The organism is Streptomyces griseochromogenes (assembly GCF_001542625.1).
GTDB lineage: Bacteria > Actinomycetota > Actinomycetes > Streptomycetales > Streptomycetaceae > Streptomyces > Streptomyces griseochromogenes.
This window is the reverse complement of record NZ_CP016279.1, coordinates 1,601,227-1,617,433: the sequence shown is the minus strand read 5'-3', so window position 1 is coordinate 1,617,433 and position 16,207 is coordinate 1,601,227. Positions and strand designations below refer to the sequence as shown.

At 70.3% G+C, this 16,207-nt stretch carries 16 protein-coding genes; 7 read left to right on the top strand and 9 right to left on the bottom strand.

The annotated features are described in order from the left end of the window. The first annotated feature begins 209 nt into the window (after nt 1–209). Complete coding sequence (nucS, locus tag AVL59_RS07575) at nt 210–881, top strand: endonuclease NucS (protein WP_067300667.1); 672 nt, start codon at nt 210–212, stop codon at nt 879–881. A 110-nt stretch (nt 882–991) separates the two neighbouring features. On the opposite strand, the gene AVL59_RS07570 is transcribed toward nucS, so the two are convergent. The 4 genes from AVL59_RS07570 to AVL59_RS07555 form a co-directional block, all read right to left on the bottom strand. Then, on the bottom strand, nt 992–3,493 hold the full coding sequence (locus AVL59_RS07570; protein WP_067300664.1) for an ATP-binding protein: 2,502 nt from the start codon (nt 3,491–3,493) through the stop codon (nt 992–994). A 272-nt stretch (nt 3,494–3,765) separates the two neighbouring features. Next, nucleotides 3,766–4,089, bottom strand: a complete 324-nt coding sequence (locus tag AVL59_RS07565; protein ID WP_067300662.1) for an STAS domain-containing protein — start codon at nt 4,087–4,089, stop codon at nt 3,766–3,768. 155 nt (nt 4,090–4,244) lie between these two features. Then, a complete protein-coding gene (locus AVL59_RS07560) occupies nt 4,245–5,093 on the bottom strand; it encodes a 3-hydroxyacyl-CoA dehydrogenase family protein (protein ID WP_067300659.1) in 849 nt (282 codons plus the stop codon). A 122-nt stretch (nt 5,094–5,215) separates the two neighbouring features. Beyond that, a complete protein-coding gene (locus tag AVL59_RS07555; protein WP_067300656.1) occupies nt 5,216–5,857 on the bottom strand; it encodes a TetR/AcrR family transcriptional regulator in 642 nt (213 codons plus the stop codon). Nucleotides 5,858–5,936: 79 nt separating this feature from the next. Here AVL59_RS07555 and AVL59_RS07550 point away from each other — a divergent pair, with 79 nt between their 5' ends. Genes AVL59_RS07550 through AVL59_RS07540 form a run of 3 tightly spaced genes read left to right on the top strand, consistent with a single transcriptional unit; the run spans nt 5,937 to nt 8,071 of the window. Then, nucleotides 5,937–6,722 (top strand): ABC transporter ATP-binding protein, encoded by a 786-nt coding sequence (locus AVL59_RS07550; protein WP_067316999.1) that lies wholly within the window; start codon nt 5,937–5,939, stop codon nt 6,720–6,722. Between the two features lie 10 nt (nt 6,723–6,732). Next, nucleotides 6,733–7,482: an ABC transporter permease gene (locus AVL59_RS07545; RefSeq protein WP_067300653.1), complete on the top strand. Its 750-nt coding sequence runs from the start codon at nt 6,733–6,735 to the stop codon at nt 7,480–7,482. Nucleotides 7,483–7,495: 13 nt separating this feature from the next. Beyond that, on the top strand, nt 7,496–8,071 hold the full coding sequence (locus tag AVL59_RS07540; protein WP_067300650.1) for a cob(I)yrinic acid a,c-diamide adenosyltransferase: 576 nt from the start codon (nt 7,496–7,498) through the stop codon (nt 8,069–8,071). A 93-nt stretch (nt 8,072–8,164) separates the two neighbouring features. Here the strand turns inward: AVL59_RS07540 and AVL59_RS07535 are convergent, their stop codons facing one another. Then, on the bottom strand, nt 8,165–8,698 hold the full coding sequence (locus AVL59_RS07535) for a hypothetical protein (protein ID WP_067300647.1): 534 nt from the start codon (nt 8,696–8,698) through the stop codon (nt 8,165–8,167). A 151-nt stretch (nt 8,699–8,849) separates the two neighbouring features. Between AVL59_RS07535 and AVL59_RS07530 the strand changes: the two genes are divergently transcribed. From AVL59_RS07530 to AVL59_RS07520, 3 genes are all read left to right on the top strand, one after another. After that, the gene (locus AVL59_RS07530) at nt 8,850–10,046 is read left to right on the top strand and encodes a sensor histidine kinase (RefSeq protein ID WP_067300644.1); all 1,197 of its coding nucleotides are present in this window, start codon (nt 8,850–8,852) and stop codon (nt 10,044–10,046) included. Continuing rightward, a complete protein-coding gene (locus tag AVL59_RS07525) occupies nt 10,043–10,693 on the top strand; it encodes a response regulator (protein ID WP_067300641.1) in 651 nt (216 codons plus the stop codon). The genes AVL59_RS07530 and AVL59_RS07525 overlap by 4 nt, the downstream gene beginning before the upstream one ends. Before the next feature lie 158 nt (nt 10,694–10,851). Further along, a complete protein-coding gene (locus AVL59_RS07520) occupies nt 10,852–12,675 on the top strand; it encodes a glycoside hydrolase family 18 chitinase (RefSeq protein ID WP_067300638.1) in 1,824 nt (607 codons plus the stop codon). Between the two features lie 89 nt (nt 12,676–12,764). Here the strand turns inward: AVL59_RS07520 and AVL59_RS07515 are convergent, their stop codons facing one another. From AVL59_RS07515 to AVL59_RS07500, 4 genes are all read right to left on the bottom strand, one after another. Beyond that, nucleotides 12,765–13,211, bottom strand: coding sequence for a DUF2550 domain-containing protein (locus AVL59_RS07515; protein WP_067300635.1), 447 nt, complete (start codon nt 13,209–13,211; stop codon nt 12,765–12,767). Nucleotides 13,212–13,364: 153 nt separating this feature from the next. Continuing rightward, nucleotides 13,365–13,742, bottom strand: coding sequence for a F0F1 ATP synthase subunit epsilon (locus AVL59_RS07510; RefSeq protein WP_067300633.1), 378 nt, complete (start codon nt 13,740–13,742; stop codon nt 13,365–13,367). Nucleotides 13,743–13,852: 110 nt separating this feature from the next. Next, nucleotides 13,853–15,289 (bottom strand): F0F1 ATP synthase subunit beta, encoded by a 1,437-nt coding sequence (gene atpD / locus AVL59_RS07505; protein WP_067300630.1) that lies wholly within the window; start codon nt 15,287–15,289, stop codon nt 13,853–13,855. Beyond that, complete coding sequence (locus tag AVL59_RS07500) at nt 15,289–16,206, bottom strand: F0F1 ATP synthase subunit gamma (protein WP_067300627.1); 918 nt, start codon at nt 16,204–16,206, stop codon at nt 15,289–15,291. Before AVL59_RS07500 ends, atpD begins: the two co-directional genes overlap by 1 nt. Nucleotide 16,207: the final 1 nt, after the last annotated feature.

The window sequence follows — 16,207 nt, the reverse complement described above, 5'->3', positions numbered from 1 at the left end:
CCTCCCGTTCCCTACGGTAGGCAACCGTCGGTGACGGCACCAGCAGAATGCGTATATGGAACGGTCCCTTTAGGCGCACAATCGGCCAGGGATGAACAAGAGTTTCCAGGGATAAATGGGGTGGCCCAGTGGGCGCCGGGGGCTGTCGGGGAGGGGCGGGGCGAGGGCGAATCGCGCCCACCCGCGTGTGTCGAGTAGCGTTGCCGACCATGCGTCTCGTCATTGCCCGATGCTCGGTCGACTACGCTGGCCGGCTCACCGCCCACCTGCCCTCGGCGCCCCGCCTGATCCTGGTCAAGGCGGACGGCAGCGTCTCCATCCACGCGGACGACCGGGCCTACAAGCCCCTCAACTGGATGTCGCCGCCCTGCACGTTGAAGGAGGGCACGGGCGAGGACGAGGGCGTCTGGACCGTCGTCAACAAGGCGGGCGAGAAACTGATCATCACCATGGAGGAGATCCTCCACGACTCCTCGCACGAACTCGGCGTGGATCCCGGTCTGATCAAGGACGGCGTGGAAGCGCACCTCCAGGAACTGCTCGCCGACCGCATCGAGACCCTCGGCGAGGGCTACACGCTCATCCGCCGCGAGTACATGACGGCGATCGGGCCGGTGGACATCCTGTGCCGGGACGCCGAGGGCCGGACCGTCGCCATCGAGATCAAGCGACGCGGCGAGATCGACGGCGTGGAGCAGCTCACCCGCTACCTCGAACTCCTCAACCGTGACCCGCACCTGGCGCCGGTCCGCGGCGTCTTCGCCGCCCAGGAGATCAAGCCGCAGGCCCGAGTCCTCGCCACGGACCGCGGCATCAACTGCCAGATCCTGGACTACGACGCCCTGCGCGGTATCGAGGACGACAAGCTCCGCCTGTTCTGACCTTCACGCCGACCCGCACCTCTACATCCGCCGCGGCGGTGCCCGACCACGATGGGTCGGGCACCGCCGCGGCGGACACGTGTATGCCGTCGGGCTGTGGTGCTGCCTTGTCAGACGACCGCGCCGGAGCTGCCGGGTGACCCGGTGCCGCCGCTGCGCGTCGCGCCCGCCGAGCTGGTCGACGTCGTCGGACCGCCGGCCGTGTCGGTGGTGGACGGACTGGTGGATGCCGACTGGCTCGGGGACGGTGTGGGGGTCGTCGAGGGCGTGGGCGGGGGCGAGGAGTGGGACGGCGGGCTGGACGGGCTCGACTTGCTCGGGGACGGTGTGCCCGGCCTCGTCGGCCTGGACCTCGTCGGTGTCGGAGTCGTAGCCCCGCCGCCCGTGCTCTTCGTACCGCTCGGGCCCGCCGAAGGCGTCGTCGCCGGCGGTGTCGGGTCGTCCGAGGTGCCGTAGCTGCCGTCGGGGCCCGGATCCGTCGGGGTACCCGCGGGGGTGTGGGTGCGGCCGCCCGAGCCGTCGTCCTTCTTCGGATCCGCTCCCAGGCTGCCGTCGCCCAGGCCCTGGCTCGCGGACGGGTTGACGCCGACCGTGCCGGCCGGGTTCTTGTCCGCGTCCTGGTGGGACGTCATGCCGAGCGTGACGACCGTGCCGAGGACGGCGGCGAGCAGGGCCCCGGAGCCGGCCGCGACCATGTTGCGGCGGGCCAGACGGCGGATGCCGCCCATGGACTTGGGCGGCGGGGGCTGGTGGGTGACCAGGGTCTCGTCGGGGATGCCGTACAGCGGCTGGTAGGGCGTGCCGCCGAAAGGCGGCGCCGACTCCTCGTGGCGGGCGTCCGGCATCTCCTCGCCCGCCATCGGCCCGGGCACGTCGCCCGCGAGGTCGGCGACCAGCGCCAGGGCGCGGCGCCCGGCGACACCGCCGCGCTTGTCGGCGAGCGCGCCGCGCAGGCCGCCGGATGTCTCCAGCTCGGCACGGGCCCGGTCGAGCTGCCCTCCGCACAGCGCGAGGATGCCCAACTCATGGTGGAAGTAGGCCTGTTCCGAGACCTCGCCGGACAGCCGGGAAGCCTCCGCGCCGCAGCGCAGCGCCCGTTCCCAGGCGCTCCAGTGCAGTCCGGCGGCGAAGGCGGGCGCGGCCGTGCGGGCGAGCCGTACGGTACCGCTCTCCTCGCCCTCGACGGGAGGAGTCGTGCCGGGCACGACCAGGGCGAGCGCGGCGAGGACCGCGTCGGCCTCGGCGCACACCCGCTCCGGAGCGACCGAGGGGTGGCCGGCCCACCAGGCGTAGTGCTCGGCGGCGGTGTGGGCCTCGGCGGTGGCCTCGGCGTCGTAGCCGGCGGCCTCCAGCTGGGTCAGTACGCCGGACGCGAGGCGGTAGCGGCAGCCGACCGGGGAGACCAGTCCGCAGCCCGCGAGTTCGCCGAGCGCGGCATCCGCGTGGGTGTCGCCGACCAGCGCGGGCAAGTGTGCCTGGTGCGGCACCTCGCCGCCGAGGGCGACCGCGAAGCGCAGGGTCGCGCGGGCGGAGGCGCTGAGCCGGGAGGCCAGCAGCGGGGCGGGCGCCGCCGCCTCGCCGAGGGAGGGCAGCGGAACGTCCTGCGCCTGCGCCGCGTCCAGGGGCTCCTCGACGGGCGGGCGTACGTCCTCGAAGACGCCGTACTCGTCCACCGCCCCGGTGCTGGCCCGCAGCTGGTCGCGCTGCCGGAGCAGGGCACCGGCCTGTACGAAGCGCAGGGGCAGCCCCTCGGACTCGAACCACAGGTCGCCCGCCCAGTTGGCCTCCTCCTCGGTGAGGACACGGCCCACGGCCCGTTCCAGGATCTCCACACCGGAGGCGCGGTCCAGGCCGGCGAGGAAGATCTCCTCGACCTCGGAGTCGGCGGAGGGCGCGGGGACGTCCGGGGTGGCGCCGAGCAGGAGGGCGCACTCGGGGGTGGCGTCGAGCAGTTCGTCCAGGGCGGCGCCGCCGAGCTCCAGGTCGTCCACGACCACGACCGCACCGATCTCACGGACCAGTTCGAGCAGTCGGTCCCGTTCGGGCCGGTACCGGGGGGCCTCGTAGACGGCGTGGAAGAGGTCGTGGAGGAGGTCGGAGGCCGTGCGGTGGAAGCCGCTCAGCCGGACCACGCCGTCGGGGGCGAGGTCGAAGCAGTCCTCGGCGACGAGGTCGAGCAGGGCGGTGCGGCCGGAGCCGCCGGGGCCGGTGAGCCGCACGGAGCGGCCGCGGGCGAGCAGCCGGACCAGGCGTTCGCGCTCGTCCTGGCGTTCGAGGAGAGCGAGCGTCGGCTGGGCCGGGCCCGGCGGTACGGGCGGCCGGGCGGCGCGCTCGGTCTCGGCGCGCTCGGCGGCGGTGCGCTTGCGGGGCCGGCCCGGCCGTTCTCCCCCGCTCTCGAATCCGCTCGAGCGGGAGGTGTCCCCGGGCGGGCAGGGCTCTATCTCGCTGCCGTCGACGGGGTTGATGGTCAGCAGGAAGTCGCCGGTGACGAGCTGCGCCGTACGGGCGAGCGCGGGTGCGCTCTGGCCGAAGTCGGAGGTGAGGGATTCCCGAGGAGGGCGGCGGCCCGGAGCCTGGCCGTGCTCCTCGGGTCCCGGAGTGATCGGGTCCATAGGTTCAAGCCCCCAAAAGCGTCGTGTGCCCTGACATACCGGCCCCTCCCGGCCTTGCTGCACACCGCGCTGTCGCTTCTGGTCCGGGCCCGCTCGATCGAGGGTCGCGAGGCAGCGGGCGAGCGAACCCTAAACCTTCGCACAGTATCTCCGACAGGGCGGGGTGCCACGCCGTCCGAGACGTCACAGTCCGGTGAGGATTGCCCCCGAGGTACGGTTCGGCGGCTGCGTCCGGGTCTCACCCGTCGCCCGGTTCACACCCGATCGTCGCCTTACACGCGGGGCGCCGACTCCGCCCCGATGCCGCCCTCGATGGCGAGGATGCGGTGCAGCCGCGTGGCCACCAGGAGGCGCTGCATCTGCGGCGGGACGCCGCGCAGCACCAGGCGGCGACCGCAGCGGCCGGCCCGCCGGTGGGCTCCCATGATCACCCCGAGTCCGGTGGCGTCCCAGGAGTCCAGTTCGGACAGGTCGAGCACCAGGTCGCCGACTCCGTCGTCGACCGCCGAGTGCAGGGCCGTACGGGCGTCCGCCGCGCTGCGGACGTCGAGGCGGCCCCCGACGACCAGCTCGGCGTGGTCGCCCCTGATGTACATATGCGCTCCCCGTTGAATGCGGTGGCGTACTCCGTGACGGTGCTGTGCAACGTCTGACTGCCTGGGTGGCAGTGCGGTTGCTGCTTGTAAGCGAACCGATACCGAATTCATCCCCGGGAGTGATCCCCCCGGGGCGTGCCTCCGGTCTGGACGGATCAGTACTTGTAGAAGCCCTGCCCGCTCTTGCGCCCGATGTCACCGGCATCCACCATCCGGCGCATCAGCTCCGGCGGGGCGAACTTCTCGTCCTGGGACTCGGTGTAGATGTTGCTGGTGGCGTGCAGCAGGATGTCCACGCCGGTCAGGTCCGCGGTGGCGAGCGGACCCATGGCGTGGCCGAAGCCCAGCTTGCAGGCGAGGTCGATGTCCTCGGCCGTGGCGACGCCGGACTCGTAGAGCTTGGTGGCCTCGACCACCAGGGCCGAGATGAGCCGGGTCGTGACGAAGCCGGCCACGTCCCGGTTGACGACGATGCAGGTCTTGCCGACGGACTCGGCGAACTCCCGCGCGGTGGCGAGGGTTTCGTCGCTGGTCTTGTAGCCGCGGACGAGCTCGACCAGCTGCATCATCGGCACCGGCGAGAAGAAGTGCACACCGACGACCCGCTCGGGGTGCTCGGTGGCCGCCGCGATCTTGGTGATCGGGATGGCGGAGGTGTTGGAGGCGAGCACGGCCTCCGGGCGCACGATCTTGTCGAGCGCGCGGAAGATCTCGTGCTTGACCTCCAGCTTCTCGAAGACGGCCTCCACGACGATGTCGGCGTCGGCGGCGGCGTCCAGGTCGGTGGTCGCGGTGATGCGACCGAGGGCGGCTTCGGCCTCGGCCGCCTCCAGCCTGCCCTTGCCGACGAACTTGTCGTAGGAGGCCTTGATGCCGTCGGTGCCACGCTTGAGTGCCTCGTCGGTGACGTCGCGCAGGGCGACGTCCCAGCCCGCCTGTGCGGCGACCTGGGCGATACCGGATCCCATGAGACCGGCTCCGATGACGGCGAGCTTCCCTGCCACTCCCACTCCCTGAACGCTGGTGACGTCTGCCTCTTCGGCGGACCATAGCGCTCTGGAGCCGCTGTGTGACCGGTAAGTAACGCGCGTCACGTCTCAATTGACGGACATCACACCGGCAGGGGTCAGGGTGCGCCACGGACGGCGTAGTTGAGGACCTTTTCGCTCAACAGGTCCTCGATGTCGTCCAGCAGGACGAGTACCTCTCGTGATACTTCGCGCGGTTCGCGCCCCTTGACCATCTCGCGCCCGATGACCGCCATGACCGTACTGTGCGCCCAGCCGATCTGACCGGCCATCAGGTTCGGCAGCTCGTCGTCGTCGGCCGCGCCCGTCTCCTCGCGCAGCGCCTGCTCCAGGCCGGCCTGCACCTCCTGGCCGATGGCCCACAGCCGGGAGCGCAGCGCGGGGGCCTCCTCGATGACCCGCATGAAGCTCGCATATCCGGAGATCAGGCCGACCCGGGGCGAAACCGCCTCGACCTCCTCGCGCAGCTCGCGCAGCACGGCCGCGGCCGCGGACTCGCCCTTGTTGCGTCCGCGCACCCAGCGGGCAAGCCGGTCGACGAGGCCGGCGGACCGGTCGAAGAAGAGGTCCTCCTTGGCCGGGAAGTAGTTGTAGACGGTGTTGACCGAGACGTTCGCCGCCTCCGCGATCTCCGCGACCGTCACCGCGTCGAAGCCGCGTTCGAGGAACAGTCCCGTGGCGACATCCGAGATGTACTGCCTGGTCTGCCGTTTCTTCCGCTCCCTGAGCCCCTCAGCCATGCCCGCATCCTAACTTCGCTGGACCTGCTGAAAACTTGGTGTCATTGCAAAATTTCAGCGTCTCTGTTTTTCTGTGGGCATGGCAGCAGTCATCAGCGCGGCCGGACTGGCCCGCACCTTCCAGACCAGAAGCGGCCCCGTTCAGGCCGTGCGCGGTATCGACCTCACCGTCCGCGAGGGCGAGATCCTCGGGTTCCTCGGGCCCAACGGCGCCGGCAAGACGACCACCCTGCGGATGCTCACCACCCTGTTGAAGCCGACCGGCGGCGCGGCCACCGTCGCGGGCCACGACCTGGCGGCCGACCCGGCCTCGGTGCGCCGGGCCTGCGGCTATGTGGCGCAGTCCGGCGGGGTGGACCCGCAGATCACCGTCCGCGAGGAGCTGGTCACCCAGGGCCGGATGTACCGCCTTCCGAAGGCCGAGGCGATCGCGCGCACCGCCGAGCTCGCCCGGGACCTCGACCTCACCGGGCTGCTCGGCCGGAAGACGGCAGCCCTCTCCGGCGGCCAGCGCCGCCGCCTGGACATCGCGATGGCGCTCACCCACCGCCCGAAGGTGCTGTTCCTGGACGAGCCGACGACCGGGCTCGACCCGGGCAGCCGAGCCGATCTGTGGGACCTGGTCCGCCGGCTGCGCGACACGTACGGCACCACGGTCTTCCTGACCACCCACTACCTGGACGAGGCCGACGCCCTCGCCGACCGGCTCGTGATCGTCGACCACGGCGTGGTCGTGGCCGAGGGCACGCCGAGCGCGCTCAAGCTGGCGCACGGCGGCTCGGTCGACGCCACCCTGCAGGACACGTTCCTCGCCATCACCGGCCGCCGCCCCGCCCCGGCCGGCCCCGCCCCCGTAGCCGTATAGGACCACCGGAATGCTTCTCCACGACACGGCCCTGATCTACGGCCGCTACCTACGCCAGTCCCTTCGCTCCCGCTTCGCCCTGCTCTTCGGCGTGCTCACCCCGCTCCTGTATCTGCTCTTCTTCGGCCCTCTGCTCACCGATCTGCACCTGGGCGAGCAGGGCAGTTCGTGGCAGGTGCTCGTGCCCGGACTGCTGCTTCAACTCGGGCTGTTCGGCGCGCTGTTCGCGGGCTTCACGATCATCATGGAGAACGCCCAGGGGGTGGTGGAGCGGATGCGCGTCACCCCCGTCAGCCGCCTCGCCCTCCTCCTCGGCCGGGTGCTGCGGGACGCGACGGTCTTCGTCTTCCAGGCGGTGCTGCTGGTGCTCGCGGCGGTGGTGATGGGCCTGCGCGCGCCCCTGCCGGGCATCCTCATCGGGTTCGCGTTCGTCGCCCTGCTCACGCTCTCGCTGGCCTCGCTGTCGTACGCGATGGCGATGAAGGTCCGCACCCCGCAGGAGTTCGGCCCGCTGATCAACGCGGTGTCGATGCCGTCGATGCTGCTGTCGGGCCTGATGCTCCCGATGACCCTCGCGCCCGCCTGGCTGGACGTGCTCTCGCACTTCGTCCCGTTCCGCTATCTGGTGGACGCGGTGCGCGACGCGTACGTCGGCCACTACGCGAGCACGCACATGCTGTACGGCTCGCTCGTGTCCGTGGGCTTCACCGCGCTGGCCGTGACGGTGGGCACACGGGTGTTCCGGACGGCCGGAGCATAACTACGCTGGCCATATGGTCAATCTGACGCGCATCTACACCAGGACCGGCGACCAGGGCACCACCAACCTCGGCGACATGAGCCGGGTCGCCAAGACCGACCTGCGGATCTCCGCGTACGCGGACGCCAACGAGGCCAACGCGGTGATCGGCACCGCGATCGCGCTGGGCGGTCTCGACGAGGAGGTCGTCAAGGTCCTCACCCGTGTCCAGAACGACCTGTTCGACGTGGGCGCGGATCTGTCGACACCGGTGGTGGAGAACCCGGAGTTCCCGCCGCTGAGGGTCGAGCAGTTCTACATCGACAAGCTGGAGGCGGACTGCGACCGCTTCAACGAGCGGCTGGAGAAGCTGCGCTCCTTCATCCTCCCCGGCGGCACGCCCGGCGCGGCCCTGCTGCACCAGGCCTGCACGGTCGTCCGCCGGGCCGAGCGCTCCACCTGGGCGGCGCTGGAGGTGCACGGCGAGACGATGAATCCGCTCACCGCCACCTACCTCAACCGCCTGTCCGACCTGCTGTTCATCCTGGCGAGGGGCGCGAACAAGGATGCGGGCGACGTCCTGTGGGTGCCTGGCGGCGAACGCGGGTGAAACGCCCTCCCGGCCGGGAGTCCGGGGGTTGTCCCCGGGCTGAACGGCATCCCGGCGAGGGCGGGGGCGTGCTGTGGCTGCCCGGTGGGGGCGTCAGCGTTCCCGCTTGGGGAACAGCGTGTAGCTGCCGGCGATCACCACGTTGATGCCGATCAGCCACAGCATGCGTTCCTGCCACGCCCGCAGCGAGCCGGTCGCGCCCTCGCCCCCGACGTACCAGACCGCGCCCTGCAACAGCGCGATCGCGACGAGCGCGGCCAGGATCCAGCGGCCCGCGACCTTCCACTCGTGGACGGCGCGGGCCGTGCCGTACTTCGGGGGCCTGACGGGCGGCGGGCCACCGGCGAAGCGGTGGGCGACGCGGGCGTCCGCCCACTTGACGGTGGAGTGGCCGAGGCCGACGGTGAAGCCGATGTAGACGGCGGCCAGGCCGTGCCGCCAGTCGGGATCCGCGCCGTTCTTGAGATCGATCGCCGTCACGGTGAACAGCACGACTTCGAGAAGCGGCTCGCAGAGCAGCAGGGCAAGACCCAGACGCGGCATCTTGAACACGTACCGAAAGACCAGCCCGGCGGCCAGCAACACCCAGAAGGCCACCTCACAGGCGACGATCAACCCGACGATCACGGCTCGCTCCTTCCCGTCACCCTTCCAGGCTGGCCGCCGGCCCTTCCGGTTTCGTCGTCGTCGCGGGCGAACTCGCCGTAATCCAAAGTTGCAGTCCAGGACCCTTCTGGGGGAGCAGGCGGACGGGCCGACGACCGTGTTGGATGGAGTCATGGCCCGCGCATTTCCCCGCCCCCACCGCGACGACCTGCGTATCGCCCTGTGCGGACTGCTCGGCGGGGTGGTGATGTGGGCGCTCGGACTTCACCCGCGCGTGGCCTCGGACACCCTCGTGCTGTGGCACGCGCCCTGGGCTCCGCTGGTGCCGCTGGCGTTGACCGTCGTCTGCGAGCCGCTGCGTCGCATCCGGCCCCGGGTGGGCCTGCTGATCGGCACGGCCGCGCTGGTCCTGGACACGGTGACTCTGGGCAACGTCGTCACCGTGGTGATGTACACCGACCTGATGTACGCCGCCGTCCTGTACGGCAGCGCGGCCGCCGCCCGCCGCATCCCCGTGATCACCGCGCTGCTCACGGTCCTCGGCGGAGTCGTGCCCGCCGCGCTCTGGCGCGATCCGCAGGGCCTGCTGATCGGGGTGGGCGTCGGCGTGGTGGCGCTCGCGCCGGCCGGGACCGGCTGGGTGGTGCGCAACCACCGCGACGCGGCCGAGGCCGCCCGGCTGCGCGCGGAACAGACCGCGCTGCTCGCCGAGATGGACCGCGCGCAGGCGGTGACGGCCGAACGGGCCAGGATGGCCCGGGAGTTGCACGACATGATCGCCAACCATCTGTCGGCGATCGCCATCCACTCCACCGCCGCGCTGTCCATCGACGACCCGCGCACCTCTCGGGACGCCCTCACCGTGATCCGCGAGAACAGCGTCGAGGGCTTGACCGAGATGCGCCGGCTGATCGGCATCCTGCGGGACAGCTCCGGCGACCGCGAACCGGCCGCCGCCCCCACCCTCGACAGCCTGGACGCCCTGGTCGCGGGCTTCCGCACCAACGGCCTCGACATCAGCCTCGACACCGGCCCCGACGCCGACGCCGACGCCGGCCCCGCCCAGGTGCCGGCCCCGGTCGAACTGGCCGCCTACCGTATCGTGCAGGAGTCGCTGACCAACGCGCTGAAACACGCGGCCGAGGGACATGTGCGAGTCTGTCTGAGCCGGCGGAGCGACAGCCTGCACGTCCAGGTGACCAGCCCCTACCGTCCCGGGGACCGCCCGCGCGCGCCGGGCTCGGGCCACGGTCTCGCCGGGATGGGAGAGCGGGCCGCGCTGCTCGGCGGCAGCTTCGAGGCCGGGCCCGAGGACGGCAGATGGGCCGTGCACGCCACCCTTCCGCTCACCGAAGGAGACCCCGTATGAGCCCCGTCATCCGGGTCCTCGTCGCCGAGGACCAGTCCGCCGTCCGCGCCGGACTGGTGCTCATCCTGGGCAGCGCGCCCGACATCGAGGTGGCCGGGGAGGCGGCGGACGGCGAGCGGGCGGTGGAACTGGCCCGGGAACTACGGCCGGATCTCGTCCTGATGGATGTGCAGATGCCGCGCCTGGACGGGGTGTCGGCGACCCGGCAGATCGTCACGGAGCAGCTCGCGGACGTCCTCGTGCTGACCACCTTCGATCTTGACGAGTACGTGTTCGGGGCGCTGCGGGCGGGGGCGGCCGGCTTCCTGCTGAAGAACACCGAGGCCCGCGACCTGCTGGAGGCGGTACGGACGGTGGCACGCGGGGAGGGGATCGTCGCACCGGCCGTCACCCGGCGGCTGATCGCGGAGTTCGCGGCCGGCCCGGTGCGCCGGCCGAGCGCCGACCCGGCCGTGCTGAAGCCGCTGACCCGGCGCGAGCGCGAGGTGCTGTCCTGCATCGGCGAGGGGCTGTCGAACTCCGAGATCGCCGGGCGTCTGGAGATGGCTGAGGGGACCGTGAAGACGCACGTCAGCCGTCTCCTGAACAAGCTGGAGCTGCGCAGCCGGGTCCAAGCCGCCGTGCTGGCACAGGAGTTGGGGATCTAGCGGGCCCACCGGGCGAGTGGTCCAGACCTATTGACCTGTGGTCCAGACCTTTCTATTCTCGCGGCACCGTGGGCGTGAAGGCTCAGTCATGCCCCTGATGGCTCAGTCATGCCCCTGACATCCCTGGGGAACCACCCCCTACACGAGGGAGGCGCAGCATGCGCTTCAGACACAGAGCCGCGGCAGGGTTCGCGACCCTGCTGCTCCCGCTGGCCGGCCTGGTCGGCCTCGCGAGCCCCGCCCAGGCCGCCACGAACGCCACCGCCACCTACACCAAGACCAGCGACTGGGGAACCGGCTTCGGCGGTCAGTGGACCATCAAGAACACCGGTACCAGCAGCATCAGCTCCTGGACCGTCGAGTGGGACTTCCCCTCCGGAACCTCCGTCACCTCCGCCTGGGACGCGGACGTCACGAACTCCGGCACCCACTGGACCGCCAAGAACAAGTCCTACAACGGCACCCTGGCCCCCGGCGCCTCCGTCTCCTTCGGATTCAACGGCGCCGGCTCCGGCTCCCCGTCGAACTGCAAGCTGAACGGCGACAGCTGTGACGGTACGACGGCCCCGGGCGACGCGGCTCCCTCCGCGCCCGGCACCCCGACCGCCTCCGGCGTCACCGACACCTCGGTGAAGCTCGGCTGGAGCGCGGCCACCGACGACAAGGGCATCAAGAACTACGACGTGCTGCGCGACGGCAAGGTCGTCGGCACCGTGACGACCACGTCGTACACGGACACCGGCCTCACCGCCGGCACCGACTACTCCTACACCGTGCAGGCCCGCGACACCGCGGACCAGACCGGACCGGTCAGCGGCGCGGTCAAGGTGCACACCACCGGCGGCGGCACCACTCCCCCGACCACCGGCGACAAGGTCAAGCTCGGCTACTTCACCGAGTGGGGCATCTACGGCCGCAACTACAACGTCAAGAACCTGGTGACGTCGGGCTCCGCCTCGAAGATCACGCACATCAACTACGCCTTCGGCAACGTGACGAACGGCCAGTGCGCCATCGGCGACTCCTACGCCGACTACGACAAGGCGTTCACCGCCGACCAGTCGGTGAGCGGCGTCGCCGACACCTGGGACCAGCCGCTGCGCGGCAACTTCAACCAGCTGCGCGAGCTGAAGGCCAAGTACCCGAACATCAAGGTGCTGTGGTCCTTCGGCGGCTGGACCTGGTCCGGCGGCTTCGGGCAGGCGGCGGCCAACCCGACCGCCTTCGCGCAGTCCTGCTACAACCTGGTCAAGGACCCGCGCTGGGCCGACGTCTTCGACGGCATCGACATCGACTGGGAGTACCCGAACGCCTGCGGGCTCAGCTGTGACACCAGCGGGGCGGCCGCCTTCAAGAACGTGATGGCCGCGCTGCGCGCCAAGTTCGGTTCGAACGCCCTGGTCACGGCAGCGGTCACCGCCGACGGCTCCTCCGGCGGCAAGATCGAGGCCGCGGACTACGCGGGCGCCGCACAGTCCGTCGACTGGTACAACGTGATGACGTACGACTTCTTCGGCGCCTGGGACGCCCAGGGCCCGACCGCCCCGCACTCCCCGCTCACCTCGTACAGCGGCATCCCGAAGGCGGGCTTCACGACCGCCGACGCGATGGCCAAGTACAAGGCGATCGGCGTCCCGGCGAGCAAGCTGCTCATCGGCATCGGCTTCTACGGCCGCGGCTGGACCGGCGTCACCCAGGACGCCCCGGGCGGCACGGCGACGGGCCCGGCGGCCGGCACCTACGAGCAGGGCATCGAGGACTACAAGGTCCTCAAGACGTCCTGCCCGGCCACCGGCACCGTCGCGGGTACGGCGTACGCCCACTGCGGCAGCAACTGGTGGTCGTACGACACCCCCGCGACCATCGCCGGGAAGATGAGCTGGGCCAAGTCCCAGGGGCTTGGCGGCGCGTTCTTCTGGGAGTTCAGCGGTGACACCGGCAACGGCGAGCTGGTGAGCGCGCTCAGCAGCGGACTGTCTTAGGACCGTTCGGAGAAGTAACAGCCACTAAGCGACGTTGACGCTCCCCCAGACTTCGTCCGGGGGGACCCCCACCCAGCGGGTGAATGTGGCTACGCCACATTCACCCGCTGACCGGGCGGGGCTGCCTCCAGCCACGCGAGGAAACCGGTCAGCGCGTCTTCGCTCATCGCGAGTTCGAGGCGCGTGCTCCGGTGGGTACAGGCGAGGACCACCGCGTCGGACAGCAGCGCCAGCTCCTCCTCGCCCTCGGGCAGCCGGCGGCCGGCCACCTCGATCTGCGAGCGCTCCAGGACCCGGCGCGGGCGGGGGGCATAGGAGAAGACGCGGTACCACTCGATGCGGTCGCCGTTGTAGCGGGCGACGCCGTAGCTCCAGCCCTTGCCGTTGGCGTCCGGTTTCTCGGCCACGTCCCAGCGCAGGGAGCAGTCGAAGGTACCGCCGGAGCGCTGGATGAGTCTGCGCCGCAGTCCGAACAGGAACAGCCCCACCACCACGAGCGCGACCACGATCCCGCACACAGTCAGAGCGAGGACCATCGGCACCGACCTCCTCGTCTCCTAGGCAATGGAACTGAGTCCAAAACAGGGTAATGAAACGGAAAAGACACCCACATCTGGCTCAGCCGCGACCGGCACCGGATTGCTCCGGGCCGGCCGCGGCTGAGTGACGTCTTCACACGGCGCGTGGGATCAACGCGCCGCGGTCGCCGCCCGCAGACGGACATCCGCGCGGCGCTCGGCCTCCGCGTCGTCCTCCGCCTTCGCGCGCTCCAGCTCACGCTCCACGCGCTGGACATCGATCTCGTCCGAAAGCTCGGCGACTTCGGCCAGCAGCGACAGCTTGTTGTCCGCGAACGAGATGAAACCGCCGTGCACCGCGGCGACGACCGTTCCACCATCACTCGTACGGATGGTCACCGGGCCCGACTCCAGCACACCGAGCAGCGGCTGATGACCGGGCATGACGCCGATGTCGCCGGACGTGGTGCGCGCGACGACCAGGGTGGCCTCACCGGACCAGACCTGGCGGTCGGCGGCGACCAGCTCGACGTGCAGCTCAGCAGCCAAGGGTGGCTCCTCGGGTCACCACCCGGCGGTAGTGCCGGGTGTTGGGGTCAATTCTAGTAGGCGTGGGAGAGGGGGCGGGACGCACCCGCCCCCTCACACGAGCGCGGGGCTCAGGAGACGCCCAGCTCCTTGGCGTTGTTCTTGAGGTCCTCAAGACCACCGCACATGAAGAACGCCTGCTCGGGGAAGTGGTCGTACTCACCGTCGCAGATCGCGTTGAACGCGGCGATCGACTCGTCCAGCGGAACGTCCGAGCCGTCCACGCCGGTGAACTGCTTGGCGGCGTGGGTGTTCTGGGACAGGAAGCGCTCCACACGACGGGCACGGTGGACGACCAGCTTGTCCTCCTCGCCCAGCTCGTCGATACCGAGGATCGCGATGATGTCCTGCAGGTCCTTGTACTTCTGCAGGATCGTCTTGACCCGCATGGCCGCGTCGTAGTGGTCCCGCGCGATGTAGCGCGGGTCCAGGATCCGGGACGTGGAGTCCAGCGGGTCCACGGCCGGGTAGATGCCCTTCTCCGAGATCGGACGGGACAGAACCGTCGTCGCGTCGAGGTGGGCGAAGGTGGTGGCCGGCGCCGGGTCGGTCAGGTCGTCCGCGGGGACGTAGATCGCCTGCATCGAGGTGATCGAGTGACCACGGGTCGAGGTGATGCGCTCCTGGAGGAGACCCATCTCGTCGGCCAGGTTCGGCTGGTAACCCACCGCGGAGGGCATACGGCCGAGCAGCGTGGAGACCTCGGAACCGGCCTGGGTGAAGCGGAAGATGTTGTCGATGAAGAACAGCACGTCCTGCTTCTGGACGTCGCGGAAGTACTCCGCCATCGTCAGACCGGCCAGGGCGACGCGCAGACGGGTGCCCGGGGGCTCGTCCATCTGGCCGAAGACCAGCGCGGTCTTGTCCAGAACGCCGGACTCTTCCATCTCCGCGATGAGGTCGTTGCCCTCACGGGTGCGCTCGCCGACGCCCGCGAAGACGGAGACGCCCTCGTGGAGGTTGGCGACACGCATGATCATTTCCTGGATCAGCACGGTCTTGCCGACACCGGCGCCACCGAACAGACCGATCTTGCCGCCCTTGACGTACGGGGTCAGCAGGTCGACGACCTTCAGGCCCGTCTCGAACATCTCGGTCTTCGACTCGAGCTGGTCGAACGCGGGGGCCTTGCGGTGGATGGACCAGCGCTCGCCGTCGTAGGACTCGTCGACGTTCAGCACCTCACCGAGGGTGTTGAACACCTTGCCCTTGGTGAAGTCGCCGACCGGGACGCTGATGCCCGTGCCCGTGTCGACCACCGGGGCCTGGCGCACCAGACCGTCGGTGGGCTGCATGGAGATGGCGCGGACCAGGCCGTCACCCAGGTGCTGGGCGACCTCCAGGGTCAGCGTCTTCTTCTTGCCCGCGTCGGCCGGGTCGGAGACCTCGACGTGGAGGGCGTTGTACATCTCCGGCATCGCGTCGACGGGGAACTCCACGTCGACGACCGGGCCGATGACCCGCGCGACGCGGCCCGTCGCCGTGGCCGTCTCAACAGTGGTGGTCATTACTTGTCACTCCCCGCGGTCGCGTCGGCCAGGGCACTCGCGCCACCGACGATCTCGCTGATTTCCTGGGTGATTTCGGCCTGGCGGGCCTGGTTGGCAAGCCGGGTGAGCGACTCGATGAGCTCACCGGCGTTGTCCGTCGCCGACTTCATCGCGCGCCGCGTGGCGGCGTGCTTCGAAGCGGCCGACTGGAGCAGCGCGTTGTAGATGCGGCTCTCCACGTAACGCGGCAGCAGGGCGTCGAGGACGTCCTCCGCCGAGGGCTCGAAGTCGTACAGCGGAAGGATCTCGCCCTTGGGGGCGGACTCCTCCGCGACCTCTTCGAGGCTCAGCGGCAGCAGCCGTGCGTCGAGCGCCGTCTGCGTCATCATCGAGACGAACTCGGTGTAGACGATGTGGAGTTCGTCCACGCCGCCGTCCGCCGTCTCCTTCTCGATGGCCTCGATCAGCGGCGCCGCGACCTTCTTGGCGTCCGCGTACGAGGGCTCGTCGGTGAAACCGGTCCACGACTCCGCGATCTTGCGCTCACGGAAGTTGTAGTGCGCGACACCACGCCGGCCGACGATGTACGAGTCGACCTGCTTGCCTTCGCGCTCCAGGCGCTCGGTCAGCTGCTCCGCCGCCTTGATGGCGTTGGAGTTGAAGGCACCGGCCAGACCACGGTCGCTCGTCAGGAGCAGGACCGCGGCCCGGGTCGGGTTCTCCGCCTCGGTGGTGAGCGGGTGCTTGGTGTTCGACCCGGTACCGACCGCCGTGACCGCGCGGGTCAGTTCCTGCGCGTACGGCGTGGAGGCCACCACCTTGCGCTGCGCCTTGACGACGCGCGAGGCGGCGATCATCTCCATCGCCTTCGTGATCTTCTTGGTCGCGGAGACGGTTTTGATGCGACGCTTGTAGACCCGGAGCTGGGCTCCCATG